The sequence below is a fragment of the Brevundimonas sp. GN22 genome, assembly GCF_054824005.1.
This window is the reverse complement of record NZ_JSYD01000003.1, coordinates 19,154-44,631: the sequence shown is the minus strand read 5'-3', so window position 1 is coordinate 44,631 and position 25,478 is coordinate 19,154. Positions and strand designations below refer to the sequence as shown.

The following is a 25,478-nucleotide window of genomic DNA, read 5'->3' as shown; positions in this document are numbered from 1 at the left end:
GCGGATCGCGTGCTTCGTCTCAAGGGCGGGCGTGCAGATGATCCCCAAAAGCCTTGGGGATCACCACATTCAGGCGGCGTGACCCACGCGAAGACGGGCGCTGAGCGCGGCAGAGCTTTCTTCCAGCGCCATCGTGCCCCAGTCCACATCCGGGCACGGCGCATAGGAGGCCGCAAGAATGGCCCGAAGCTGCGGGGCCGAGTTGACCTTGACGATCACGCGCTCGACGCCTTTCAGGTTGAGGGCGTAGGTCAGGGCGGCCTGCATCGGGTCGACACGCGCTTCGGCCAGACGACGACGGACGCGCGACAGCGATGGCGCAAACACCGAATACCCTTCCGGCAGACGATCGGATGTAGAGAACAACAGCCCCTTGGCAAACACCGACGACAGGTGGACGCCTACCTCCTGCTCGGCCAGCGCCTCGATGGTGCCGTTCTTCAGCGCGCGTTGATCCAGCACATTGCACGGCAACTGCACCACATCGGGGCGGAAGCGGCGGGCCAGCGTCGCAGGACTATCTTCGATGTTGGCAATGAAGCCGACCTTCCGGAACAGGCCACGATCCTTCATGGCCAGCAGGCGGTCCCACAGTGCCCGACCTTCGGCCCCGGCAAGATCGGAGGCGTTCTCGACAAGCACGACCTCGCCACGCGGCAAACCCATATGCTCCAGCGAGCGACGGGCGCGGGCTTCGGCCCGATCGATACCATCGGACAGGCTGACGGTGCGGACAGAAACGCGGAATGGCGACGGGAAAGGCCACGACTGGCCCAGCAGGCGTTCACCATCGCCCTCGGGCTTGGTCGCGACCATAGAAATCCCCGCGTCGGCCGCCGTCTGGAGGATCTGGCGCACAGCATCCTCCCTGTGCCGCAGAGGCATGGGACGCAGACGATCCGGCTCAACGGCCACAGCGAGGGCCAGCCGGTCGACAGGATTATGGTCTTCAACGAATCTCACAATGCGAGTTTCGCCGATGAAGGTTTACGCGAGATTGATCAGTGATCTGCAAAGAGGGTGAAGACGCAGTTCACTACAAAAAAATCAGCCGGCGTCGGGCTGTCTATCGGGATGGGCCGCTGCAAAGGCCGGATGCGCTTGTGCGCGCGCCTCGATAGCCAGCAGGTTTGGATAGGCCGATAGGTCCACATTGAAGCGGCGCGCCGAATAGATTTGCGGGATCAGATAGCAATCCGCCAGCGTGGGCGTATCTGCGTAACACCAGCCGCGACCGTGATTGGCCACCATGGCTTCGAGCGCACCGAAGCCTGACACAATCCACTGCTCGATCCAGCCCTGGGTCGCCGCCTCATCCGCGCCGATGGCCTTGATCGCCTTCAGGACCCGAAGATTGTTGAGGGGGTGAATGTCGCACCCGACCACCGCCGCCATGGCCCGAACCTGTGCCCGAGCGACAGGGTCACTTGGCAGGAGTGCAGGCTGGGGGAAGGTTTCTTCCAGCCATTCCAGAATGGCAGGGCTCTGGCTCAACACGTCTCCGCCATCGGTCACCAGCGCCGGCACCAGACCCTGAGGGTTCAGCGCCAGATAATCGCCTGACCGTTGCGCTCCAGTACGCAAATCAACGCCGACCTGATCGTAGGAGAGGCCTTTGAGGTTCAGCGCAATACGGGTGCGATAGCTGGTGCCGGAGCGCCAATAGCCGTGCAGGATCATGGCTGAACCACAAACCGAAGCGGCGGCAGGCCCTCGATGACAGCTTCGACGGCGTCGCCGATCTGGAGAGGCCCCACACCCTCGGGGGTGCCGGTAAACACCAGATCGCCCGCTGCCAGCTTCCAAAGTCCGTTGGCCTTACCCAGCACACCTTCGACATCCCAGATCATGTCGTCGAGGCGACCGCTTTGGCGCACCTCCCCGTTCACTGAGAGGCGGATGGTGGCATCGGCGGCGGGCGGCGTCAGGCTCAGCGCGCCGCAGGGGGCTGACTGGTCAAAGCCCTTGGCCGCATCCCACGGGCGACCGGCAGCCTTGGCCGCACTTTGCACGTCGCGGCGGGTCAGATCGACACCCACACCCCAGCCGACAGGCTTGCCGCCCTCGCCGAGAGCCACGACCAATTCGACTTCATAATGCAGATTTGCAGTCGCAGGAGGGTAAGACGGATCACGACCATCCACGACCACCGCGTCCGCCGGTTTGGAGAAGAAGAAGGGATCGGGCTTGCTCGCGTCGGCCCCCATTTCACGCGCGTGCGCGGCATAGTTCTGCCCTACGCAATAGATGCGGCGCACGGCAAAGCGGCGGTTATCGCCTTCAATCGGCAGGGACGGGGCGGGCGCGGGTGCAATAAGCCAATCGGTCATGGCCCCAAACTAGGAGACAATCCGCCATCCTTCCAGTGGGATAACGCCACCCCGCGGGACGCGCGTTTGCCTTTTAACTAAACCGTTTAATCGATTGCGAGGGGAACTGTGGCTATCCGTATGGCGTTGGATAACAAGACCCCCTATTTTATGGCCAAGCTTGTTTACGGAGGCGAAGTTCTATGGCGACGTCCACGGCCCGTGAGTCTATCAAAGACGACCTGAAAAACCTGAAGGAAGACGCAGTGACCTTGAAGGAAGATGTGAAGATCGGTGCCCGCGAGGAAGCCGCCAATCTGAAAGCCAAGGCTGCAGAAGCCAAGGCCATCGCCCGCGAGAAAGCCGAAAAGCTGAAGGCTAAGGCTAGCGAATATTACGGCACCGCCCGCGAGCGCGGCGCTGAATATTACGACGAGGCGCAAGACCGCTTCGACGACGCTCAGCGTTATGTCGTCGAACGCGTTCAGGAACGCCCGATCCAGTCGACCGCCATCGCTCTTGGCGTCGGCGTCGTGATCGGCCTCCTGCTGGCGGGCCGTCGCAGCTAATGATCCGTAAGCTCGTCAACCGCATGGTGTCTGGCGCAGTTGCCGCCGGAGCCGCATTTGTCGCCATCGTGGCTCTGGGTGCGACCCTCTTCTACGGGCTGTGCCTTGTCGTGACGCCTCTGGGGGCCGCCGCAATCACGGCGGGCGTCTTCGCCGCCATCGCCATTATCGCCTATCTGGTTTTCGCCAATAAGGCCGATCCCCAGGACGATGCCGATGATGAGGACGACGAGCCGGAGAGCCTTCCGGGCCGTCTCCTGCACATGGTGCAACAGCGACCGGTCGTGGGTGTCGTCGCCGCACTGGCTGCCGGCGCGATCCTGTTGAAGAAGCCGGGACTGGCCGCCATGGCACTGGCCGCGTTCAACGATTCCGGCCACGACAAGCGCGATCATCGCTCTCGTTCGCGGAGCAAATCTCGCCGTCGCCGGCGTTAATCGCTTCCATTACTGACAAATATGAAAAGGCACAGTCGTCCGGCTGTGCCTTTTTTATGTTTGAGAATGTTCAAAAGCATGCCCGCCAAGGAACGGTGTCCGATCAAGCGGCGTTAAACCTCCATTCCCTCATGGCGATTAGGGCCAATGTCCTCCCGCCTACTCAGACTGGAGAGTTCAAATGCTTCGTTGGGCCATCATCTTCTTTATCATCGCAATCGTCGCGGCAGTACTCGGCTTTGGCGGCGTGGCCGGCACGTCGATGGAAATTGCGAAATTCATCGCCATCATCGCGCTGATCCTGTTCGTTGTATCGCTGGTATTCGGCGGACTGAGGGGTCGTGGCCCACGGGTCTAAACGTCTTCCAGTCAGGCAAGCGGGCCGCTCCGAAAGGGGCGGCCCGTTTTGCTTTGGTCTTATTATACAACTGAACCATTGAGCCGCGCGGCGCGGACTGGCAGGGTCCGCGCAAATGACCGATCCCGTCCTCTTCCCCCCGACAGCTCCACCCGCCCGCTCCGTTTCATCGGGGCTGTACCTTGTGGCGACGCCTATCGGGAACCTGCGTGACATGACGCTGCGGGCCTTGGACGTGCTGGCTGCCGCAGATCTCGTGCTCGCCGAAGATACGCGGGTGACGGCCAAATTGCTGACGGCCTACGGGATCAGGGCAAAGCTGGAACGTTGCGACGACCACGCGTCGGCCCGCGCCGCCGAAGTCGCCCTCTCGCATTTGAAGGACGGGGCCATTGTCGCGCTCGTCTCCGACGCGGGTACGCCCATGGTGTCGGACCCCGGCTTTGTCGTCGCCAGAGCGGCCATCGCCGAGGGCTTTCCGGTCCACCCTATTCCCGGTGCCTCCAGCGCGTTGGCGGCCCTGTGCATCGCGGGCCTGCCGTCCGACCGGTTTACCTTCGCCGGTTTCCTGCCGGTCAAATCGGCAGCGCGCCGTACTGTACTCGAGGAGCTGCGCACGGCACGGCAGACCCTGGTCTTCTTTGAGAGCGGACCGCGCCTGAAAGACAGCCTGACCGACATGGCCGAGGTGCTCGGCCCCCGCGACGCCGCCGTCGCGCGCGAACTGACCAAGCTTTATGAAGAATGCGTGCGCGGCACCCTGCCCAAGCTTGCGTCCGATCCCCGCTGTGACAGCCCCAAGGGCGAGATCGTCATCGTGATTGCTCCTGGCGAACAGGAAGTCGCCAGTGAAGCCGACCTCGACACTGCCCTGCGTGAGGCCATGACCCGCCTGCCGCCGGGTGAAGCCGCGTCGGAAGTCTCACGCGCCTTCAATGTCCCGCGAAAGGTTCTGTACAAGCGCGCTCTGGACCTGCAGGGCAAATAGGTAGCGCCTGTGACCGCCAGACCTTCACGTCGCCAGAAGACGGGACAGCGCGCCCATCGCGACGGCCATCGCCGCGAATGGCTGGCTGCCCTCTATCTCATGGCCAAGGGCTATCAGATCCTGGGGTTTCGCCTAAAGACCCCACTGGCTGAGATCGATCTATTGGCACGACAAGGGTCATCGCTTGTTGTCATCGAAGTCAAAAGTCGGCAGAACATTGATCTAGCCGAGCTTTCACTGTCCGCGGACCAGCGCGATCGCCTGATGAGAGCGGGTTATCAACTCTGCCGCAGCCGACCGTCGCTTAGCCGACTGACGCCCCGACTGGATTTGATTGCCCTTTCACCTCGGCGTTTTCCGCGCCACGTTCGGGGACTGACGACAGATGGACGCCTATCGTTTTGACCCGTGAAGAAGCTATCGCTCTTCTGCAATCTGCCGGAGAGGCCGACGACAATAGCTTTCCCACGCTGGAGGCTGCGATCGCGTGCGCCCTGCACGACACGCCGTTCAGAGACGCAACGGCTGTGCGCCGCCTTACGCAGGACGCCGCCAAACGCCTGCGCGAACGGGTCGAAAACGAGTCCCCCGACGAAGCACTGACCGAAACCATGGCGGGCGATTTTCGTCTGAATGGCGACCTGCTCAATGAAGGTTCGATCGAAGGCACCGACATCATCGAAGTGACGGAATCCCGACGCGGACTGTCGGCAATTCTCGTCATCTTCTATCTCGAGGCTGCCCGCCGTGCGGGGCTGGAAGCGGCCGCTGTCGATTTTCCGGGCCACGTCCTTCTGCGGGTAGAAACACCCGAAGGCCCTGTGGCGCTCGACCCCTTCAGTCAGGGGCGACTGGTCCTGCCCAGCGAACTCACCCGCCGCGCGCTTCATGCCGGACTGACCCTGCACGTTGCCGACCGTCTTGACCTTCTGATGGCTCCGATCAGCGAGCGTCAGGCAGTGATCCGCCTCCAGAACATCATCTTCGCGCGGGCCATGCAGGCCAGCGAATATGAGTTGGCCGAGCGTTCGGCCTACCGCCGCGCCCTGCTCGACCCGTCGGACCACCGTCCGTGGCTGGATGTTGCGGCGGCTCGCGAGCGGCAGGGCATTCTTCATGGCGCGATGGAAGCCATCGACAAGGCCCGCGCACTCAGCGATCCCAGCGAAGACGCGTCGGCCTACAGCCTGCATAAACTCCGGCTGCAACTGAACTAATCGGACTATTCGCAAGGCCGGTCCTTGCGAACGGCGCCCTGCATCGCCAAACAAGAAGCGCACGCGTCAGCTTAAAGGAACAGCCATGCTCAAGGTCGCCATCCAGATGGACCCGATCGAGAACGTCAACGTCGAGTCCGATACGACCTTCCTGATGGCTCTGACGGGTCAGGAGCGCGGCCACAAGCTGTGGGTCTATGACTTCCGCACCCTCGCTCTGGACGAAGGCCGCCTCTACTGCCGCGCCCGTCCTGTCACGGTGAAGAAGGTTCAAGGCCATCACGTTGAGTTCGGCCCCGAAGTGAAGCTGGACATGGAAAACGACATCGACGTCGTCCTGATGCGTCAGGACCCGCCGTTCGACATGGCCTATGTCACCGCCACCTATTTGCTGGAGCGCATCCATCCCAGGACGCTGGTGGTCAATGATCCGGCAGAAGTCCGCTCGGCACCCGAAAAGCTGATCGCCACCCTGTTCCCGCAGTTGCAACCGCCGACGTTGGTGACCTCCGATCCGGTCGCTCTGGTGGAGTTCCACAAGCGTCACGGCGATGTGGTGCTCAAGCCATTGCACGGTGCGGCGGGCTCGGGCGTGGTACGGCTGAAGGCCGACGACCCCAATCTCGAAGCCCTGATCGAAATCCACGCTTCGGCGTCGCGAGATCCGCTGGTCATCCAGAAATTCATCCCGGCTGTATCGGCGGGCGACAAACGCATCATCCTCGTGGACGGCGAGCCGGTGGGTGCCATCAACCGCATTCCAGCCAAGGATCAGGTGCGCTCCAACCTGCGCGTCGGTGGCACGGCGGCCCCGGTCGAACTGACGGCCCGCGACAAAGAAATTTGCGCCGCTATCGGCCCGTTCCTGAAAGAGCGCGGCCTGATCTTCGTCGGCATCGATGTGATCGGCGACTATCTGACCGAGATCAATGTCACCTCTCCCACGGGCGCTCAGCAAATGTTGAACTTTTCGGGCGTCGATGCGACCGCGGCCATGTGGGACGTAATCGAGAAGAAGCGCGCCGCCTGACGGCACTCGCAGCACAAATATCATTGGTATTGTAAAGCTGGCTGGTTCGTGATTTGTTCCTCATCCGGTGGGATGGGGAACAGTTATGGTCGCGCGTGTCGTTACTCTGGCCTTTGACGGCGTCGATGCACGCCGCGTCGATGTCGAAGTCCAGCTTGTCGCAACGCCTCAAGGCGCTTTCTCGATTGTCGGGCTCCCCGACAAGGCGGTCGCAGAAAGCCGCGAACGGGTGCGCGGGGCTTTCGCCGGTATCGGCCTTTCCCTTCCGCCCAAAAAGGTCATAGCCAATCTGGCCCCTGCCGACCTTCCCAAAGAAGGCAGTCATTTTGACCTGCCCATTGCGCTGGCCTTATTGGCCTCGATGGGGATTATCGGCCCTGACGCTCTGGATGGCTGGGCGGCGATTGGCGAGCTGGGTCTGGATGGTCAAATCGCCGGTGTCGGTGGATCACTCCCTGCTGCGGTATCGGCATCGGCTATGGGGCTGGGGCTAATCTGCCCCGAGGTTAACGGCCCCGAAGCCGCCTGGGCCGGCGATGTCCGGCTTCTGGCTCCCCGCTCTCTGATTTCGTTGATCAACCATTTCAAAGGCCAACAGATCCTGAGCGCGCCGCGTCCCGGCGACATTGCGACGCCAAAAAAGGGAGCGGACCTTCGCGACGTGAAGGGGCAGGAAGGCGCCAAGCGTGCCCTGGAGATCGCCGCCGCGGGCGGACATAACCTGCTTTTCATCGGCCAGCCGGGTTCGGGAAAGTCGATGCTGGCGCAACGACTTCCGGGCTTGCTGCCGCCGCTTACCCCCGCTGAATTGCTCGAAACCTCAATGGTATGGTCGGTCGCGGGCCTGATTGAGCGCGGGGCCCTGACGCGAGAGCGCCCATTCCGCTCTCCCCACCATTCTGCCTCTATGGCTGCACTCACCGGCGGGGGGCACCGCGCCAAACCGGGCGAAGCTTCGTTGGCGCACAATGGCGTCCTGTTCCTTGACGAACTGCCCGAATATTCACCGCAAGCACTCGACTCTCTTCGCCAGCCTCTCGAAACAGGCGAGATCATGGTCGCGCGGGCCAATGCCCATATCCGCTATCCCGCACAGTTCCAGCTTATCGCCGCCATGAATCCGTGCCGGTGCGGGATGGGCGGTGCCGGCAAAGGCGCTTGCGGAAAAGCCCCGCGCTGTCAGCGAGACTACCAAAACCGCGTGTCCGGCCCGCTGTTCGACCGTATCGACCTGACGATAGAGACCCCTCCGGTGACGCCGGCGGATATGGCCCTGCCGCCACCGCAAGAGGGCACCGAACAGGTTGCTGCCCGCGTAGCCCGGGCTCGGGACATCCAGATCGCGCGCGGCGACGCTCTGGGGATCAGCGCCAAGGAAGCGTTGAACGCACGGCTTTCCGGTGAGGCGCTGGAACAGTTCACGACCCCCGACGCCGACGGCAAGGCCCTGCTGACCAAGGCCGCGGAGGCCACCGGAATGAGCGCCCGTGGATGGACGCGTACCCTTCGTCTGGCACGCACCATCGCAGATCTGGAGGGCTGCCCGAACATCGCGCGCCGCCACATTGCCGAAGCCTTGATGTACCGGCGCACAACCCATCGCGCCGAGCAGGCATTCACCGCCATGACAGCCTGAAGATTACAGATCGCCGTTCGTCAGATTTTTACATTCGTAAAACAGACTGTTCTTCATGTCAGAACGATCCAACGAGACGCCAGCATCGGCTCCTAGCAAGAAAAGCTCGCTCAGCAAGCTGTCGCAGGCGGCACCCGAGCAGCAATTCCTGCGCCTGATGAGCCACGAGATGCGGACGCCTCTGAACGGCGTGATCGGTATGCTCAGCCTTTTGTCACGCACGCGGATGGACGGGGCACAACGCGCCTACGCCGAAGCGGCACAAAAATCGGCTGAACATCTGCTGGGGCTCGTGAATGATCTTCTGGACTATGCCCGCCTTGAAGCCGGCGCGCTGGAGTTCGATCCGGCTCCAGTCGATCTGGAAAGCCTGACCCGGAGCGTCGCCGAACTGCTCAGCCCGCGTGCCCATGACCGCGGCCTTGAAATTATGTGGTCGGTCGCCAGTGACGCGCCCGACATCATGGCCGATGAAGGCCGTCTTCGTCAGGTTCTGTTCAATCTCGCAGGGAATGCGGTTAAATTTACGGACTGCGGCGGGGTGCACATCGCCGTCGAGCGGTGCGGCGGGACGGAACAGAAACCGCGCATAGCCTTCACCATCGACGATACCGGCCCCGGCGTGCCCGTCGAGGCGCGGGCCCGTATCTTCGAAGAGTTCGGTCACGCAGATCATTCAGACGCGGCTCGGCATGATGGTGCCGGTCTGGGGTTGGCCGTCGTCAGCAAATTAGCTCAGGCGATGAAGGGTAAGGTGACGGTAACCGACCGTCCCGATGGCGCCGGTGCCCGTTTCCGCTTCGAAGCCCAGTTCGGCATCGCCGGGGCCGCGCCCCGCTCGCGACCGCTGACAGGCCAGTCGGTGCAGATCATGAGCGCCGACCCGATGCTTCGCCGGTGCATAACCATGCAGGTCGAAGCCAGCGGCGGCTTAGTCGCGGACAAGGCCGAAGTGGTGCTGGTCGATCATGCGCTGGCCGGGGACGGCGCACGCGTCCCGCTTCCGTCGGAGCGCGCTATCATCATGCTGAAGCCGTCAGAACGGGATATGATCGCCAGCTATAAGCGTGGCGGTTTCCATGGCTACCTCATCAAACCGCTGCGCCGGGAGTCTCTGGCCGAGCGCATTCTGGTGGCCGCACCCCGCGCGGTCGTGGCACCCCTGTCGATCCGTCACCTTGAGGACGACCGTCTGGCCGTGGGCAGTTTCAAAGGCGTCCGCGTTCTACTGGTCGAAGATAATCCCGTCGGCCAGTTGCTGGCCAAGACCCTGCTTCGCCGCGAAGGCTGTATGGTCCAAACCGCCGCCGACGGCCACGAGGCCCTTGAAGCCGCTCGTACCAACCTGTTCGACATCATCTTCATGGACATGCGCATGCCGCGCATGGATGGCGTGACCGCGTCCCGTCAGCTGCGCGCGCTTGGGCATTCCACTCCAATCGTTGCCCTGACCGCCAATGCCTATGCCGAGGATCGCGCGGCCTGCCTTGAAGCGGGCATGAACGACCATCTGACCAAGCCGCTGGAAATAGATGCCCTGCGGATGTCGCTCGCCCGCTGGACGAATGGTAACAACCGCGCCAAGTTGACCGCAAACAATTAGAGCCGGACCGTCCGGCCAGTGGCCGGAGTGAAGCATGGCGCAGCCTGATCAGACGCAAGCCGACAAGGCCACCGACAACGGTACCAAGCCTAAGGGGCGGTTGGCTGGGCTGGCGGTCTATCTAGAGCGTCGCCCCTTGGCGATGTTGCTTCTCGGCTTCTCGGCAGGTCTGCCGTTCCTGTTGATCTACGACACCCTGTCGGCGTGGCTGCGCGACAGCGGCGTTTCGCTTGAGATGATCGGCTTCTTCGCATTGGCTACGCTGGTCTATGCGCTCAAGTTCGTCTGGGCACCGTTGCTAGACCGGACGAATATTCCGTTTTTATCCAAATGGTTGGGCCATAGACGCTCATGGATGCTGGCGACCCAGTGCGTTGTCATACTCGGGCTATGGCTGATTTCCGGCACTAATCCGCAGGAAAATCTGGGGCTGGTCGCGGCCTTTGCTGTGATGGTCGGATTCTTCGGGGCCACTCAAGACATCGCCATCGATGCGTGGCGCATCGAGGCCGTGGACGACAGCCGACAAGGCGTCATGGCTGCTGCCTATCAGCTAGGTTATCGCGTCGCCCAAATCATTGCAGGCTTTGTGCCGTTGGCCTTGGCCGAGTTCTATAGCTGGAACCTGTCCTATGCGGTCATGGCCGCCCTGATGGTGTTCGGCCTTTTGGGCGTATTGCTTGCCCCGCGTGAGCAGGCCCACGTCATCCGCCCCATTCCCGTGTCGGACATTCCGGAGCGCCCCGTTGCCGAAAAGATCGAGTGGGTGGTGCGTATCGCCATGATCTTCCTGTCGGCCATCCTTATCGGCACGGGTCTGACCGATAAGATTGCTGCCTTCCAGTGGGCTATCGGCTGGGCCGTGCCGCAAGGCCTCATGACCGCTCTCAATGCCGGACTGGAACTGAGTGGCGGCATAGGCGTACTGGTCCAGTTCGTCTGGATCATCATGGGCTTCGGTATGCTGTTTGCCAGTTGCTCGCCCATTCCCGGCTATCGCACCCGTCCGGGGGCCTATCTGGCGTCGTCGTTCGGCGCTCCGGTGAAGGACTTTTTCATCCGCTTCGGCAAACTGGCAGGGCCCATTCTTGCACTTATCTGCCTGTATCGCCTTTCCGATTTCGTATTGAACATCATGAACCCCTTCTATCTGGATCTGGGGTTCAGCCTGCTCGAGATCGGCGAGGTTCGTAAGATCTTCGGCGTAGTCGCCATCTCCATCGGCGTGTTCCTGGGCGGTGTGATGGTGGTGCGTTTCGGCCTGATACGCACCATGGTGATCGGTGCCTTCATGAGCCCTGTATCCAACCTGATCTTCGCGTGGCTGGCGACGCAGGGCCACGATTTGCCGGCCCTGTTCATCGCTATCTGTGCCGATAACGTGGCTACCGGTATCGCCGGCACGGCCCTTATTGCCTATATGTCGAGCCTGACTTCGGTTGGCTTCACGGCCACCCAGTACGCTCTGTTTAGTTCGCTCTACGCCCTGCCCGGCAAGCTGGTAGCATCGCAGTCGGGCAAGATCGTCGAGGCCTCGGCGCGATCCGCCGATGCAGGTGGGTTTACTGCGCCGCTGAAGGGCCTGTTCGGTAACCTGCCTGCGGGTTCGCTGGTCGACGGCGCCGCCAAGAGCGGTGTGTCCGTCGCCGGTTTGGGAGCGGGCTATATGACCTTCTTCTTCTACTCCACGTTGATCGGCCTGTTTGCCATTGGCTTGGCCTTTTATGTCGCGCCCCGACATCTGGCGCTGAAGAAGGCGCAAGGACAAGAGGCCTAACGAAAAAGGGCGGTGCCACTGGCACCGCCCTTTCTTTTGTCTTCATCAGACCTGAAGCGATCAGCCCTTCTCGTCGGCACCATAGGCCGCGAAGGTCGCCGCGTTGATGATCTCGCTGACCGACGCGCCCAGCGGCACGATCTGCACCGACTTCTCCAGACCCACCAGCAGCGGACCGATCACGGTTGCGCCGCCCAGCGACTGAACCAGACGGGTCGAGATAGCTGCCGAATGGATCGCCGGCATCACCAGCACGTTCGCATCGCCCGTCAGGCGCATGAACGGGTAGTTGGCGCGGGCATCGGGATTGAGCGCCAGTTCCGGCGGCATTTCGCCTTCGTATTCGAAGTCGACATCCATACCATCGAGAATGCGGATGGCCTCGCGGACCTTCTCGCCACGATCACCCGGCGGATCACCGAAGGTCGAGTACGACAGGAAGGCGACACGCGGGGTGCGGCCCAGCTTGCGGACGGTGGCCGCTGCCTTCACGGCGATCTCGGCCAGTTCTTCAGCGCTCGGCAGTTCGTGGATCGAAGTATCGGCCACGAACAGGGTGCGTCCCTTGGCCAGAACGATCGACAGGCCGATCATGCGGTCGGTCACGTCCAGAACGCGACGGACTTCTTTCAGGGCCATGTTGAAGTTACGGGTTACGCCCGTGACCATGCAGTCCGCTTCGCCGCGCGCCACCATGGCGGCACCGAAGTAGTTGCGGTCCTGGTTGATCATGCGCTGGACGTCACGGCGTAGATAGCCGCGGCGCTGGAGGCGGTTGTACAGCCAGTCGACGTATTCGGCGTTACGCTCGGACACGCGGGCATTCATGATGCTGATGCCCATTTCGTCGAAGTTGAAACCGGCTTCCGCCGCATTCTGACGGATCAGTTCCTCGCGACCGACCAGGATCGGATCACCAAGTTCAGCTTGCTTGAAGGCCCATGCGGCACGAATGACCGAAGGCTCTTCACCCTCGGCGAAGACGACGCGCTGCTTCGGCCCCATGCGGACGGCCGACGAGATCTTCTGCATCAGGGCAGCCGACGGATCGACGCGCGAACGCAGCGAGGTGCGGTAAGCATCCATGTCGGCAATCGGTGTACGGGCCACACCCGTATCCATCGCAACCTGCGCGATGAACGGCGGGATGTACCAGACCAGACGCGGATCGAACGGCGACGGGATGATGTATTCCGAACCGAATTTCAGCTTGCGACCACGATATGCGGCGGCGACCTCGTCCGGCACGTCTTCGCGAGCCAGCGCGGCCAGCGCTTCGGCGCAGGCGACCTTCATCTCGTGGTTGATGCGGCGGGCGCGCACGTCCAGCGCACCACGGAACAGGTACGGGAAGGCCAGCACGTTGTTGACCTGGTTCGGATAGTCCGAACGGCCGGTGGCGATGATGGCGTCGTCGCGGACCTCTTTGACCTCTTCCGGCGTGATTTCCGGATCAGGGTTGGCCATGGCGAAAATGATCGGACGCGGCCCCATCGTGGCGACCATTTCCTTGCTGATCGCGCCCTTGGCCGACAGGCCGATGACAACGTCAGCGCCGACCATAGCCTCGGCCAGGGTGCGGTGAGGCGTTTCGGTCGCGTGTGCGGCCTTCCACTGGTCCATACCCGACGGGCGGCCCTTGTAGACGACGCCGTCGCGGTCGCAGATGACGGTATTCTCGGCCTTGACGCCAGCGGCCTTCATCAGGGCGATGGTCGACAGGCCCGCAGCGCCCGCGCCGGACAGGACGACCTTGAGGTCTTCCAGTTTTTTGCCGGCGATATGAGCGGCGTTGATCAGGCCGGCGGTGGCGATAATGGCCGTGCCGTGCTGGTCATCGTGGAAGACCGGAATATCGAGCAGGTCTTGCAGCTGGGCTTCGATCTCGAAGCATTCCGGAGACTTGATGTCCTCCAGGTTGATGCCGCCCCAGGTGTCGCCGATGTTTTTGACAACCGTGACGAACTCGTCCGGATCGGTCGTCTTCACTTCAACGTCGAAGCTGTCGACGTCGGCGAAGCGTTTGAACAGGACCGACTTGCCTTCCATCACCGGCTTGGACGCCATGTGACCGAGGTTGCCCAGACCCAGAATGGCCGTGCCGTTCGAGATCACCGCAACAAGGTTGCCCTTGGAGGTGTAATCGTAGGCCTTGTCAGGATCCTCGGCGATCGCGCGGACCGGAACAGCCACGCCTGGCGAATAAGCCAGCGACAGGTCGCGCTGGGTCGCCATTGGCTTGGTCGGTGCCATCGAAATCTTGCCGGGCGTAGGCACCCGGTGGAAATCCAGGGCGTCTTCGTCGGTGAAGGTCTGTTTGTCAGTCAAATCAGGCATCTACTTCTCAAACCAAAGGCGGGCTGCCACTCGTCGTTCCTAGAGCGCCGTTTGCAATGAAACAACACGCGCGCCGGTCAAACTCCATTACAGCACGGAATTCAGGCTTCCAGTCCTCTCAATTTCAACAGGACCGGTCATAAAGACGTGGTTCGAACCTTCGTCCCATTCGACCAAGAGTTCACCACCGTCGAGGATCATCTTCGCCGAGCGGTCAATCAGCCCCCTGCGGCTGGCCGCAACCATGGCCGCGCAAGCGCCCGTCCCGCAGGCCAGCGTCAGTCCTGCGCCCCTCTCCCAGACGCGCAGGCGGATGGTCCCGCGGTCCAGTACATTGGCGAAACCCACGTTGACGCCCTCGGGAAACAGAGGGTGGTGTTCGATCAGCGAGCCGGTGCCGCGAACGAAGCCATCATCCTGCCTGTCCGTGAAGAACACCACGTGGGGGTTACCCATGGAGACGGCCCCCGGCGTATGCACCACAGGATTGTCGATCGGGCCGACCTGAAGCTCTATGCCGCGTGTGTCCATTTCTTCGGAGAGCGGGATCTGGTCCCAGCGTAAACGCGGCTTCCCCATGTCCACCCGTACAGCCAGATCTCCGGCACGGCTGGCACGCGCCATGCCGCCAAGGGTGTCGATTGTCACGGCATCGCGAGCCTTGCCATCCAACAATAGCCAACCCACGCAACGCAGGGCATTACCGCACGTTTCGACCATGGAGCCGTCGGCATTCCAAACCCGCATGAAGGCGTCGGCGTCATGAGCACGTTCAATGGAGATCAGTTGATCGAACCCGCCCACGCCGGCTTCCGGAGAGGCCAAGCGGCGCACTTCGTATTCGGATGGTTGGAACGGGCGCTGGGTGGCGTCCACGACGATGAAGGCGTTACCCGCCCCATTCATCCTCACATAGGGCCAATCGGCCGATGTCTGGCTTTGACCAAGCATCATCTCTGGGAATTCCCCGTAACTCATGTATCGCTGGCGTCATGACCACCAGCGGTAACCCCGAAACCCACACTCCCAAGGCCGACGGCCTGCGGTTGAGGGCGCGTTTGCGCTATCTGTACCATGGCACCCAGCCCAATGCGGTGAAATTCCGCCTGATGGTGATCGTGGTCGATCTGGCCATCATCGGGTTTTTCATCGCCGCTCCTATCCTGAAGGAGGCGGGTTGGGCCTTCTATGTCGCCGATGCCTTTATCGCCCTGATCCTCGGGCTGGATCTTGCCGCGCGGGCCTATGCCTATTCGGATATCAAGGACTGGCTGAAAAAGCCCATAGTCTGGGTCGACTTGATGGTGCTGGCGACGCTGCTGTTTCCGGCATGGCTGGCGAACTTCGGCTTCCTGCGCTTGTTGCGGTTCTGGAGCCTTTTGAACAGCGACCTGTTCTGGCGCACGATCGGGCGCAAATTCGATGACACCCGGGTGGAGGAAGTCACTCGCGCCGGTGCCGCGCTGGTCACCTTCATCTTTGTCACCACCGGCTTCGTCTATGCCTATTTCCGGGGCAAGGCCGAGGGCATTCATGGCTATCTGGATGCGCTGTACTTTACCGTCGCCACCCTTTCGACCACCGGCTTCGGCGATATCACCCTGCCCGGCAACTGGGGCAGGGTTATTTCCATCGTCATTATGCTGGTGGGGATCACCCTGTTTATCCGTCTGGCTCAAACCCTGATCCGGCCAGGCAAGGTGCGCTTCCCCTGCCCCCAGTGCGGCCTCCAGAAACACGATCAAGATGCGGTGCACTGTAAGGCGTGCGGCCTTCTGCTGAATATTCCGGACGAAGGGCACTAGGCTGGCGGATTTTCTGCGGAATTGAGCGTGCGCCGTTCTGTTGCCTTGTCGTTGGATGGAACCACCGTCAATGTGACGCCCAGTTCATAGTCTGGGGAGGACCCATGTTCCGCATCCTTAGCCGCGCCGCGGCCTATCGTACGGCGGCTGCCACTGCTGCTCTTCTGCTCGGAGCCGGCTTGCCTGCCGCCGCGAGCGCCCAAGCCGCCAGCACCAATATTTCCGCTGCCCCAACGTCCGGATTTGCCATGACCGACGCCACCGACCCCTATCTCTGGCTGGAAGACATCGACAGCCCGCGCGTCAACGAATGGGTCGCAGAGCACAATGCCAAGTCGCTGGGCACGCTACAGTCGGATCCCCGCTATGAAGGCCTCTATAACCAAGCCCTGAACATCCTCCAGTCGCGCGACCGCATCCCGTCGGCAGGCCTGACGCGCGGCGGAAAGATCGACAACTTCTGGCAGGACGCCGAGCATGTCCGCGGCATCTGGCGCCGCACCACCATTGAATCCTACAACTCGGAAAATCCGGTCTGGGAGACCATTCTGGACATCGACGCCCTGTCGGCTGCCGAAGGCGCAAACTGGGTTTATAAAGGCTCGACCTGCCTCCCGCCCGAGGGCCGTTACTGCCTGATCTCGCTATCGGACGGCGGCAAGGACGCCACCGTGGAACGCGAGTTCGACACCGTCGAGCGCAAATTCGTTGAGGGTGGTTTCAGCTTTCCCGAGTCCAAGAGCGGCATCAGCTGGATCGACCGCGACACCCTGCTGGTCTCGGACGCCTTCACCGACGCCAACCAGACGACCTCGGGCTATTCGCGCGTTGTGCGCGTTCTGAAACGCGGTCAAACCGTCGAACAGGCCCCTATCGTCTATGAAGGCCAGCGCGACGACATGTCGATCTCGGCCTATGTCCTGCGTGATGCTGACGGTAACGCAAAGGCGACCTTCATCAACCGCGCCACGGACTTCTACAGCCGCGAAACCTTCGAGCTGAAGGCCGACGGCTCGGTTGTACCGGTTCCGCTGCCGGCGAAGGGCGGCATCACCGCATTGGTCGCAGGCAAGCTGGTCGTTTCCACCGACGAGGACTGGACCGCGCCGTCGGGCCAAAGCTTCAAGACCGGCGACGTGTTTGCTTATGACTTCGAAGCCTGGAAGGCCGATAAGTCGGTTCAGGCTCAACTGATCATCAGCCCGAACGAGCGCGAAGCTGTCGAAAGCATACGCGCCACCCGCAACAAGCTGGTTGTCGCCCTTTATGAAAACGTGCGCGGCTCGGTCTATGTCTATGATCCGGCCGACTGGTCGCGCACCCGCCTAGACCTGCCGCAAAACGTGACCGTGGGTATCGGCTCGACCTCGGACGAGGACGACCGCTTCTTCACCTCGGTCAGCGGCTATCTGACGCCGTCGACCCTGTATTTCGCCGACGCCGCGACCGGCCAAGCCGCCGTTTCCAAGTCGCTGCCCGCCAAGTTCGATGCCACCGGCATGATCGTCGAACAGCATCAGGCCACCAGCAAGGACGGCACCCTGATCCCGTACTTCGTGGTGCGCAAAGAAGATGCTCCGCTGGACGGTTCCAACCCGACCCTGCTGTACGGCTATGGTGGTTTCCAGTCGTCGCTGCTGCCGTCCTATAGCGGCACCATCGGCAAGCTTTGGCTGGAGCGCGGCGGCATCTATGTCATCGCCAACACCCGTGGTGGCGGCGAGTTCGGCCCGCGCTGGCACCAGGCCGCTCTGCAACAGAACCGCCAACGCGCCCACGAAGACTTCCAGGCCGTGGCCCAAGACCTGATCACCCGTCAGATCACCAGCCAGCCACACCTTGGCATCATGGGCGGCTCGCAAGGCGGCCTGTTCATGGGTGCCATGCTGACCCAGCGTCCGGACCTGATCAATGCGGCCATCATCCAAGTGCCGCTGTTCGACATGCTGCGCTTCCACAAGCTGCTGGCGGGCGCCTCGTGGCGTGGCGAATACGGTGATCCGGACATCGCCGAACAACGCGCCTGGATTGCCGAGTACTCGCCCTATCAGCGCCTGAGCGCCGATGCGCCGTATCCGGAAGTCTTCATCCACACCTCGACCAAGGATGACCGCGTCCACCCGGGTCACGCCCGTAAGGCTGCCGCACGCCTTGAAGAACTGGGCCACGAGGTTCTGTTCTACGAGAACACCGACGGTGGCCACGCGGCCGGTGCCAACCTGCGCGAAACGGCTCGCCGCCAAGCGCTGGAATACACCTATCTGACCCGTCGCCTGATGGACAACGCGCAGGACAAGTGATGCCAACGATGATGAAATCTCTTCTTCTGACCGCCGCCCTACCCGCTCTGCTGCTGGGTGCCTGTGCTGCGCATACCCAAGGCGCAGCCGGTCTTGACGGCCAACGGGGTATCAGCACCGCGTCGAACCTCCCACCGCACTTCCCGCGCGACCTGTCGCCCGCAGGCGTGGCAGCGGCGGACGACCATCTGGCGCTGGAACAGGTGCAGGGTGCCGAGGCCATGGCCTTCGTCGCCAAGTCGAACGAAAAGGCGCTTGCGGCCCTGACGACCGACCCGCGCTACGAAACCTTCCGCCAGCAGGCCGAGGTCATCCTGACCGCGAACGACCGGATCGCTTCGCCCCGCTTCCTTGGCGACCAACTGGCCAACTTCTGGCAGGACGGCACCAACCCCAAGGGTGTGTGGCGCCGGACCTCGGTCGAAAGCTACGCCACGCCAAACCCGCAGTGGGAAACCCTGCTGGACCTCGACGCTCTGGCCAAGGCCGAGGGTCGTGACTGGGTGTTCAAGGGTGTCAGCTGCCTGCCGCCCGCCGAGAACCTTTGCCTGATCTCGCTTTCGGACGGAGGCAAGGACGCTGTCGTCGTGCGCGAGTTCGATGTCGCGACGAAATCATTCGTCGATGGCGGGTTCGTTATCCCCGAAGGCAAGCACCGCATCAGCTGGCTTCACAGCAACGCCCTGCTGGTCGCCACCGACTTTGGCGAAGGCTCGCTCACCGAGAGCGGCTATCCCTTCATGGTCAAAGTCCTGAACCGCGGCGAGACGCTGGACAAGGCGACCGAAGTCTATCGCGGCGAACAGTCGGACGGCGGCTATGGCGTCTCGCCGATCGTCATGCGCAAGGTTGATGGCTCGGTCGAGGCCGTGCTCTTCAGCCGCCCGCTTGACACCTTCCGCTCGCAAATCTGGGCCTACGACGAAAACGGCAAGCCGTGGCAACTGCAACTGCCCGAGCGTGTCAGCATTCAGGGCATGCTGGACGGCAATCTGATCTTCTCGCTGGATCAGGACTGGACATTTGACGGTCACGGCTACAAGGGCGGCGACCTGCTGTCGGTGCCGCTTAACCTGCTGAACGTGCAGCGTCCGCGCATTGCCTATCCCAAGCAAGCCGCGCTCGTCTTCTCGCCGAACGCGCGCCAGTCGCTTCAGGACGTTTCGGTGATGAAAGACGGCATCATGGCTGTCATCGCCGACAATGTGGTGGGCAAGCTGACCCGCTTCACCCTCGGCACTGACGGCTGGGAACAGAATGCCATCGCCGTGCCGGAGAACGTGGCCGTGAACCTCGGCTCGGCTTCGCGCTCGACGGGCCGTGTCTTTGTCTCGACCCAAGGCTTCCTGACCCCGCCGACCCTCAGCCTCGCCAACTTCAACACCGGCGCTGTGGCTCCGATGAAGGCGGCTGCGGCCAAGTTCGATGCCTCGACCCACGTGGTCGAACAGTTCGAGGCCACCTCGACCGACGGGACCAAGATCCCCTACTTTATCGTGCGTCCGCGCGAGATGAAGATGGACGGCAAGGCTCCGGCCATCATGTTCGGTTACGGCGGCTTCCAAGCCAGCTTCCCGCCCGCCTACAAGCCGGAGATGGGCAAGCTTTGGCTGGAAAACGGCGGCGTCTTCGTGCAGGCCAACATCCGTGGTGGTGGCGAGTTCGGCCCCGCATGGCACCAAGCCGCCCTGCGCGAGAACCGCCAGCGCGCGTTTGACGACTTCGCCTCGGTGGGGCGCGACCTGATCGCACGCGGCATTACCTCGTCCGACCACCTCGGCATCTATGGTCGCTCGAACGGTGGCGTTCTGACTTCCGTGTCGATCACCCAGAACCCCGACCTGTTCAACGCAGCGGTCATTGAGAGCCCGCTGATCGACATGATGCGCTATCAGGAACTGCCTGCCGGTGCCTCGTGGATCGGCGAGTATGGCGACCCGCGCATTCCGGGTGATGCCGCGTTCATTTCCAAATACTCGGCCTATCAACTGCTGCGTCCGGACGTTGAATATCCGCGTGTCTACATCACCACCAACACGCTGGATGACCGCGTCCACCCCGGTCATGCCCGCAAATTCGCGGCGCGTCTGGGCGATCAGGGCCACGATCACCTCTATTACGAGGACACAGTCGGCGGTCACTCGAACGACGCCGACCCCGTGGCCAACGCCCGTCGCTGGGCACGCCACTATGTCTATCTCAGCCAACAGCTGATGGACGACAAGTAACCCGCGACGTTCCCGTCGAAGGTTTCTCGAGGGGCGACAGGCGACAGTCTGTCGCCCCTCACGCATTTATGACCTGCGCCGCGCCAGACTGTCGTTACACTCCCGCCACCTTGAATGGCTTTGGGGGTAGTGCGTGCGCAGATCGATTGCACTGCCCGTCCTGTGTGGAACGCTTCTGGCTGCCGGACATGCGCTGGGGGCGGAGACGCCTGTGGTCGTTGAACTGTTTACAGCTCAAGGCTGCACCGGCTGCCCCGCGGCGAACCAGAGCGTCGTGCGCATGGCTGCACAGGACCCCAAGGTGGTGGTTCTCACCTATGGCGTCGACTACTGGGACTATCTGGGCTGGTCAGACACCTTTGCCCGCCCCGAGTTTTCGCAACGCCAGCGCGCCTATCGTCAGGCACTGGGCCTTCGCAGTCTCGCTACCCCGCAGGTGGTCATCTCGGGTCAAAAATCCGTCACCCAGACCCGTCCGTCAGACTTGATGGCCGCCGTCGCCGATCATTCAAAACAGGACACTTGGCCGCCGGAAATTGAATTTCGTGAAACCGGCGATCGCGTAGGCGTCGGGTCCGGTCCCGCCCCTCAAGGGGGTGCTGAAGTGGTGGCGGTCCGCTATCTTCCGGGGGTGCAGACGGTCGTTGTGCGCGCCGGAGACAATCGCGGACAGAGCGTCAGCCACATCAATGTTGTTCGTGAAATCTATAGCTTAGGCGACTGGAGCGGCCGCCCTGCGCTGTACACCCTCCCCGAGGAAGCCACCCAGGCCGCCCGTCGCGGCGAAGCTTTGTTGGTCATGCTGCAATCCAAAGTGGATCGGCGTATAATCTCGGCTGCGGCGCTACCGGAACTTCGTCACGATTGAACCGCTGATGGAAAGGGTCTAAAGGCCCGCCGCTCTTGATGGGCGCGTCTCCCGCGCGACCCGGAGGATTTGCATGGTCGGGGATCACCCGCGCGACGATCAAAATGCGGTCGGCGCTTCTCATCAACCGTCTCAACCTCACCAAGGCGGGGAAGTCCCTGCCCCCCAGTCCAAGGCTGCCCAGCGCGCCTTGCTGATTGGCGCGATTGGTGTGGTGTTTGGCGATATCGGCACCAGTCCGATCTACGCCCTGCGCGAAGCCGTGGGCCATGCTCAAGCCCTAGGTGACCCGCGTCTGGCCATCATGGGCGTGGTGTCGCTGGCCTTTTGGGCGTTGATGATCGTGGTGACGTTCAAATACGTCGCCTTCCTGATGCGTGCGGACAACCGCGGCGAAGGCGGTGCGCTGTCGCTAATGGCGCTGGCACAGAACGCTCTTGGCCGTCGCAGTGCCTATCTGTTTGTTCTGGGCGTCTGTGGTGCCGCCCTGTTCTATGCCGATGGCGTCATCACCCCCGCCATCTCGGTCTTGTCGGCCATTGAGGGTATTCGCGGTGCGCCCGGCGTGGGCAGCGCCATCAATCCCTTCATCGTGCCGATCGCCGGCATCATTCTCATCGGCGTGTTTGCGGTGCAGTCGCACGGGACCGCCGGATTGGCGAAGTTCTTTGGCCCCATCACGTTGGCCTGGTTCCTCAGCCTTGGCGCACTGGGTCTGTTCCACCTGTTCGACGACCTGTCGGTCCTACAAGCGCTTTCGCCCCACTACGCCCTGACCCTGCTGGCCAAGAACCCGGTACTGGGCTTTGTCATTCTGGGCAGCGTCTTCCTCGCCGTGACCGGTGCCGAGGCGCTCTATGCCGACATGGGCCATTTCGGAAAGTCGCCCATTCGCAAGGGCTGGCTCTATGTGGTTCTGCCCTGCCTGACCTTGAACTATCTGGGTCAGGGGGCCTTCCTGCTGTCGCACCCCACGGCGCTGGACAACCCGTTCTGGAACATGGTGCCGCAGCTGATCTACTGGCCGCTGTTGCTGCTGGCGACAGCCGCCACCGTGATTGCGTCGCAGGCCGTTATCACCGGTGCCTTCTCGGTCACCCAACAGGCAGTGCAGCTGGGACTTCTACCGCGACTGGATATTCGCAACACCTCCGAGACCCAGGCCGGTCAGATTTACGTGCCGGCCATCAACGGCCTGCTGATGGTGGGTGTCCTGTTCCTGCTGGTGACCTTCCAGAACACCCACAATCTGACGGCGGCCTATGGCGTTGCCGTTACCGGCGTGATGTTCGTCAATACGCTGATGGCCTTCACCGTGGCACGTCACAAGTGGAACTGGCCGCTGTGGGGTGTGCTGGCCGTGCTGATCCCCATGGGCTTTGTCGACCTGATCTTCCTCAGCTCCAACCTGCTCAAGCTGCCTGACGGCGCATGGATGCCGCTGCTGATTGGCTCGCTGATCGTGCTGCTGATGTGGACGTGGGTGCGCGGCACGCAAATCCTTGGCGAGAAGACCCGCCGTGACAGCCTGCCGCTGACCGATCTTATCGATATGCTCAGCGCCCGTCCGCCCCATCGGGCTCAGGGCACGGCTATCTTCCTGACGTCAGACCCGACGGTCGCGCCCGTGGCGATGATGCATAACCTCAAGCATAACAAAGTCTTGCATGAGAAAAACATCATCATGACGGTCCACACCTCGCATCGCCCACGCGTTCGGGCGGACGAGCGGATAGCCATCGAAGTCATTTCCGACGATTTCAAGCGCATCACTCTCACGTTCGGCTATATGGAGACGCCTAACGTGCCCAAGGCACTGGCCCAGTGCCGTCGCCAAGGTCTGAAGTTTGACATCATGTCGACCAGCTTCTTCCTCGGCCGTCGCTCCGTTATTCCCACCGCCCGTCAGGGCATGCCCATGTGGCAGGACAAGCTTTTCATCTTCCTGATGCGTAACGCCGCCAACCCGACCGACTTCTTCCGTATTCCCCCAGGCCGCGTGGTCGAGCTTGGAACGCAGGTATCCGTATGAGCCGCCCGCCCGAAAAGACCGTCATCAACAAAGATGGCCATGCCCGTCCGGCCAAGCGGGGCAAGCCCGCTAACCGCCCGAACAACCGCCCCCATTCGGGCGGTGCCAAGGGGCCCCGTCCGAAGGGCGAGGACCGGTTCCCGGAAGTGGGTGTTCAGGCGCGTATGGTGGCAGGTGTACTGCTTAACGCGGGGCTGGAAAAACGCACGGGTCTGGACGAGGAACTGGCCAGGAGCCCGGCCAAGGACCTGTCGCCCGCCGACCGCGCGTTTGCGCGCGCCACGGCAATGGGTGCCCTGCGCCGTCTGGGCGAAATCGACCAGATCATGGGCCGTCGTTTGAAGACTATGCCCGGCCTGCCGACCCTGACCATCCTGCGCATTGCACTGGCGCAGATGCTGGTACTGGAGACGCCTGCGTTCGCGGCAGTATCGACCGCCGTCAAACTGGCCGAGCGCGATAACAAGACCCGACCGTACAAGAACCTTATCAATGCCGTCCTGCGCGGTATCGACCGCGACGGCTATGGCGTGACCTCGCCGGTCGCCAACTTGCCCGACTGGCTCGCAGCACGCTGGCAGGCCAATTTCGGTGACGAGGCTCTGAAAGGGCTGGCCGAGGCTACCCGTTTCGAGCCACCGACCGATATCTCGATCAAGCCGGATATCGATCCCGCCACCGTCGGCGAGCCGCTGGAGGCCACCCGCCTGCCGGGCGGCACCCTGCGTACCGAACGTCGCGGCGATGTGGCCCAGTGGCCGGGCTTTGACAATGGTGACTGGTGGGTACAGGACGCCGCCGCTGCCATTCCGGCCCGCATCCTGAATGCCAAGGCTGGCGAGACGATTCTGGACCTTTGCGCGGCCCCCGGTGGCAAGACCCTTCAGATCGCCTCTGCGGGTGCCTCGGTGGTGGCGCTGGACCGCTCGGAAAGCCGTCTGAAGCGCCTGCGCCAGAACTTCGCCCGCACCAAGCTGGAAGCCGAAGTCATCGCCATTCCGGCCGAGGACTGGGAAGACAGTCGCCAGTTCGACGCTGTGTTGCTGGATGCCCCCTGCACGGCGACCGGCACCTTCCGCCGTAACCCAGAGGCGCTGCGCGCCGTGCGCCCGACCGATATCGCCAAGCTGGCCGATGTCCAGCACCGTCTGCTGGACGTCGCCGCCAACAAGGTGAAGCCTGGCGGCCGAATGGTCTATTGCGTCTGCTCGCTGGAGCGCGAGGAGGGCGAAACCCAGATTCTGGCCTTCCTTCGCCGCAACAGCGCCTTCAAAACGGCTCCGATCAATCCTGAGGACGTCGGTGCGCCCCAGGAGGCTCTGACCAAAGAGGGCTGGCTGCGCATTCTGCCAGGTCAGTGGGCGGACAAGGGCAGTCTCGACGGCTTCTTCATCGCGCATCTCCAGCGCTACTAAACAAACAAGGGCAGGGGCCGCGAGGTACCTGCCCTTTTTTAATGCCTGCGATCAGTCTGCAGCGTCTTCGATGGCATCGATCTGGTCATCGTCCAGACCCATATGATGGCCCAGTTCGTGGATCAGGACATGGGACACCAGTTCAAACAGGCCCACGTCGCCCCGCTCGCACCACTCGTCCAGAATAGGCCGTCGATAGAGAAATACCCGCGACGGTTCCGGCGCAGGCCCAAGCCCGTCCCGTTCCCCCACATGTGCCCCGACATAGAGGCCGGTCAGTTCGAAACCGTCTTCGATTTCCAGATCGCGAAGGATCTCGTCATCGGGGAAATCATCAATCCGAATAATGACATCCGCCGCAGCCTGCCGGAACAGGTCGGGCAGGGCGTCAAAGGCCTGCCTGGCCATACGGTCGAAGTCGTCGAGCGAAGGGGCGGTCTGGTCGTGCCATGGCTGTTCCATACTCGCGATATCGCCCTTCAAATCCGATGGCGCAATACGGCATCAAGCGTCGCCGAAAAGCCCCCAATCAGGTTATGGTAAACGCGAATCAACCTTTTGCGCGCTGG

General features: G+C 62.4%; 22 protein-coding genes. 16 read left to right on the top strand and 6 right to left on the bottom strand.

The features are described from left to right. Positions 1-69: 69 nt before the first annotated feature. From OB03_RS00570 to OB03_RS00560, 3 genes are all read right to left on the bottom strand, one after another. Complete coding sequence (locus OB03_RS00570; protein ID WP_242912636.1) at positions 70-963, bottom strand: aldo/keto reductase; 894 nt, start codon at positions 961-963, stop codon at positions 70-72. An 84-nt stretch (positions 964-1,047) separates the two neighbouring features. Further along, on the bottom strand, positions 1,048-1,680 hold the full coding sequence (gene maiA / locus OB03_RS00565; protein WP_461342856.1) for a maleylacetoacetate isomerase: 633 nt from the start codon (positions 1,678-1,680) through the stop codon (positions 1,048-1,050). Continuing rightward, positions 1,677-2,330 (bottom strand): fumarylacetoacetate hydrolase family protein, encoded by a 654-nt coding sequence (locus OB03_RS00560; RefSeq protein WP_461342855.1) that lies wholly within the window; start codon positions 2,328-2,330, stop codon positions 1,677-1,679. Before OB03_RS00560 ends, maiA begins: the two co-directional genes overlap by 4 nt. Positions 2,331-2,512: 182 nt before the next feature. Here OB03_RS00560 and OB03_RS00555 point away from each other — a divergent pair, with 182 nt between their 5' ends. The 10 genes from OB03_RS00555 (at position 2,513) to OB03_RS00510 (ending at position 11,924) form a co-directional block, all read left to right on the top strand. After that, positions 2,513-2,878, top strand: a complete 366-nt coding sequence (locus OB03_RS00555) for an ElaB/YgaM/YqjD family protein (RefSeq protein ID WP_242912633.1) — start codon at positions 2,513-2,515, stop codon at positions 2,876-2,878. Beyond that, complete coding sequence (locus OB03_RS00550; RefSeq protein WP_242912632.1) at positions 2,878-3,315, top strand: hypothetical protein; 438 nt, start codon at positions 2,878-2,880, stop codon at positions 3,313-3,315. Before OB03_RS00555 ends, OB03_RS00550 begins: the two co-directional genes overlap by 1 nt. Positions 3,316-3,496: 181 nt before the next feature. Next, on the top strand, positions 3,497-3,673 hold the full coding sequence (locus OB03_RS00545; RefSeq protein WP_242912631.1) for a DUF1328 domain-containing protein: 177 nt from the start codon (positions 3,497-3,499) through the stop codon (positions 3,671-3,673). Between the two features lie 115 nt (positions 3,674-3,788). Beyond that, positions 3,789-4,661 carry a 16S rRNA (cytidine(1402)-2'-O)-methyltransferase gene (rsmI, locus tag OB03_RS00540; protein ID WP_461342854.1) on the top strand — a complete coding sequence of 291 codons (873 nt, stop codon included), beginning with the start codon at positions 3,789-3,791 and terminating at the stop codon, positions 4,659-4,661. 9 nt (positions 4,662-4,670) lie between these two features. Continuing rightward, positions 4,671-5,066 carry a YraN family protein gene (locus OB03_RS00535; protein ID WP_242912629.1) on the top strand — a complete coding sequence of 132 codons (396 nt, stop codon included), beginning with the start codon at positions 4,671-4,673 and terminating at the stop codon, positions 5,064-5,066. After that, positions 5,063-5,878, top strand: coding sequence for a transglutaminase family protein (locus OB03_RS00530; RefSeq protein WP_242912628.1), 816 nt, complete (start codon positions 5,063-5,065; stop codon positions 5,876-5,878). The genes OB03_RS00535 and OB03_RS00530 overlap by 4 nt, the downstream gene beginning before the upstream one ends. 85 nt (positions 5,879-5,963) lie before the next feature. After that, positions 5,964-6,908: a glutathione synthase gene (gshB, locus tag OB03_RS00525; RefSeq protein ID WP_461342853.1), complete on the top strand. Its 945-nt coding sequence runs from the start codon at positions 5,964-5,966 to the stop codon at positions 6,906-6,908. Between the two features lie 85 nt (positions 6,909-6,993). After that, positions 6,994-8,544 (top strand): YifB family Mg chelatase-like AAA ATPase, encoded by a 1,551-nt coding sequence (locus OB03_RS00520; RefSeq protein WP_461342852.1) that lies wholly within the window; start codon positions 6,994-6,996, stop codon positions 8,542-8,544. 55 nt (positions 8,545-8,599) lie between these two features. Next, positions 8,600-10,147: a response regulator gene (locus OB03_RS00515; protein WP_461342851.1), complete on the top strand. Its 1,548-nt coding sequence runs from the start codon at positions 8,600-8,602 to the stop codon at positions 10,145-10,147. 34 nt (positions 10,148-10,181) lie between these two features. Next, positions 10,182-11,924 (top strand): AmpG family muropeptide MFS transporter, encoded by a 1,743-nt coding sequence (locus OB03_RS00510; protein WP_242912624.1) that lies wholly within the window; start codon positions 10,182-10,184, stop codon positions 11,922-11,924. A 60-nt stretch (positions 11,925-11,984) separates the two neighbouring features. On the opposite strand, the gene OB03_RS00505 is transcribed toward OB03_RS00510, so the two are convergent. Both OB03_RS00505 and dapF read right to left on the bottom strand, forming a co-directional pair. After that, entirely contained in the window at positions 11,985-14,261 is a 2,277-nt protein-coding gene (locus OB03_RS00505; protein ID WP_242912623.1) for an NADP-dependent malic enzyme, read from the bottom strand. A gap of 87 nt (positions 14,262-14,348) precedes the next feature. After that, positions 14,349-15,212: a diaminopimelate epimerase gene (dapF, locus tag OB03_RS00500; RefSeq protein WP_242913095.1), complete on the bottom strand. Its 864-nt coding sequence runs from the start codon at positions 15,210-15,212 to the stop codon at positions 14,349-14,351. Positions 15,213-15,253: 41 nt separating this feature from the next. Here dapF and OB03_RS00495 point away from each other — a divergent pair, with 41 nt between their 5' ends. The 6 genes from OB03_RS00495 (at position 15,254) to OB03_RS00470 (ending at position 24,909) form a co-directional block, all read left to right on the top strand. Further along, positions 15,254-16,066 carry a potassium channel family protein gene (locus OB03_RS00495; protein WP_242912622.1) on the top strand — a complete coding sequence of 271 codons (813 nt, stop codon included), beginning with the start codon at positions 15,254-15,256 and terminating at the stop codon, positions 16,064-16,066. A gap of 104 nt (positions 16,067-16,170) precedes the next feature. Further along, positions 16,171-18,366, top strand: a complete 2,196-nt coding sequence (locus OB03_RS00490) for a prolyl oligopeptidase family serine peptidase (protein ID WP_461342850.1) — start codon at positions 16,171-16,173, stop codon at positions 18,364-18,366. A gap of 11 nt (positions 18,367-18,377) precedes the next feature. Further along, the gene (locus OB03_RS00485) at positions 18,378-20,594 is read left to right on the top strand and encodes a prolyl oligopeptidase family serine peptidase (protein WP_461342849.1); all 2,217 of its coding nucleotides are present in this window, start codon (positions 18,378-18,380) and stop codon (positions 20,592-20,594) included. 133 nt (positions 20,595-20,727) lie between these two features. Next, positions 20,728-21,462, top strand: a complete 735-nt coding sequence (locus tag OB03_RS00480) for a DUF1223 domain-containing protein (RefSeq protein WP_461342848.1) — start codon at positions 20,728-20,730, stop codon at positions 21,460-21,462. A 73-nt stretch (positions 21,463-21,535) separates the two neighbouring features. Beyond that, the gene (locus tag OB03_RS00475) at positions 21,536-23,494 is read left to right on the top strand and encodes a potassium transporter Kup (RefSeq protein WP_242912618.1); all 1,959 of its coding nucleotides are present in this window, start codon (positions 21,536-21,538) and stop codon (positions 23,492-23,494) included. Next, the gene (locus OB03_RS00470) at positions 23,491-24,909 is read left to right on the top strand and encodes an RsmB/NOP family class I SAM-dependent RNA methyltransferase (RefSeq protein ID WP_461342847.1); all 1,419 of its coding nucleotides are present in this window, start codon (positions 23,491-23,493) and stop codon (positions 24,907-24,909) included. Before OB03_RS00475 ends, OB03_RS00470 begins: the two co-directional genes overlap by 4 nt. A gap of 51 nt (positions 24,910-24,960) precedes the next feature. Here OB03_RS00470 and OB03_RS00465 read toward each other — a convergent pair whose 3' ends face one another. Beyond that, positions 24,961-25,371: a metallopeptidase family protein gene (locus OB03_RS00465; RefSeq protein ID WP_242912617.1), complete on the bottom strand. Its 411-nt coding sequence runs from the start codon at positions 25,369-25,371 to the stop codon at positions 24,961-24,963. Positions 25,372-25,478 lie beyond the last annotated feature (107 nt).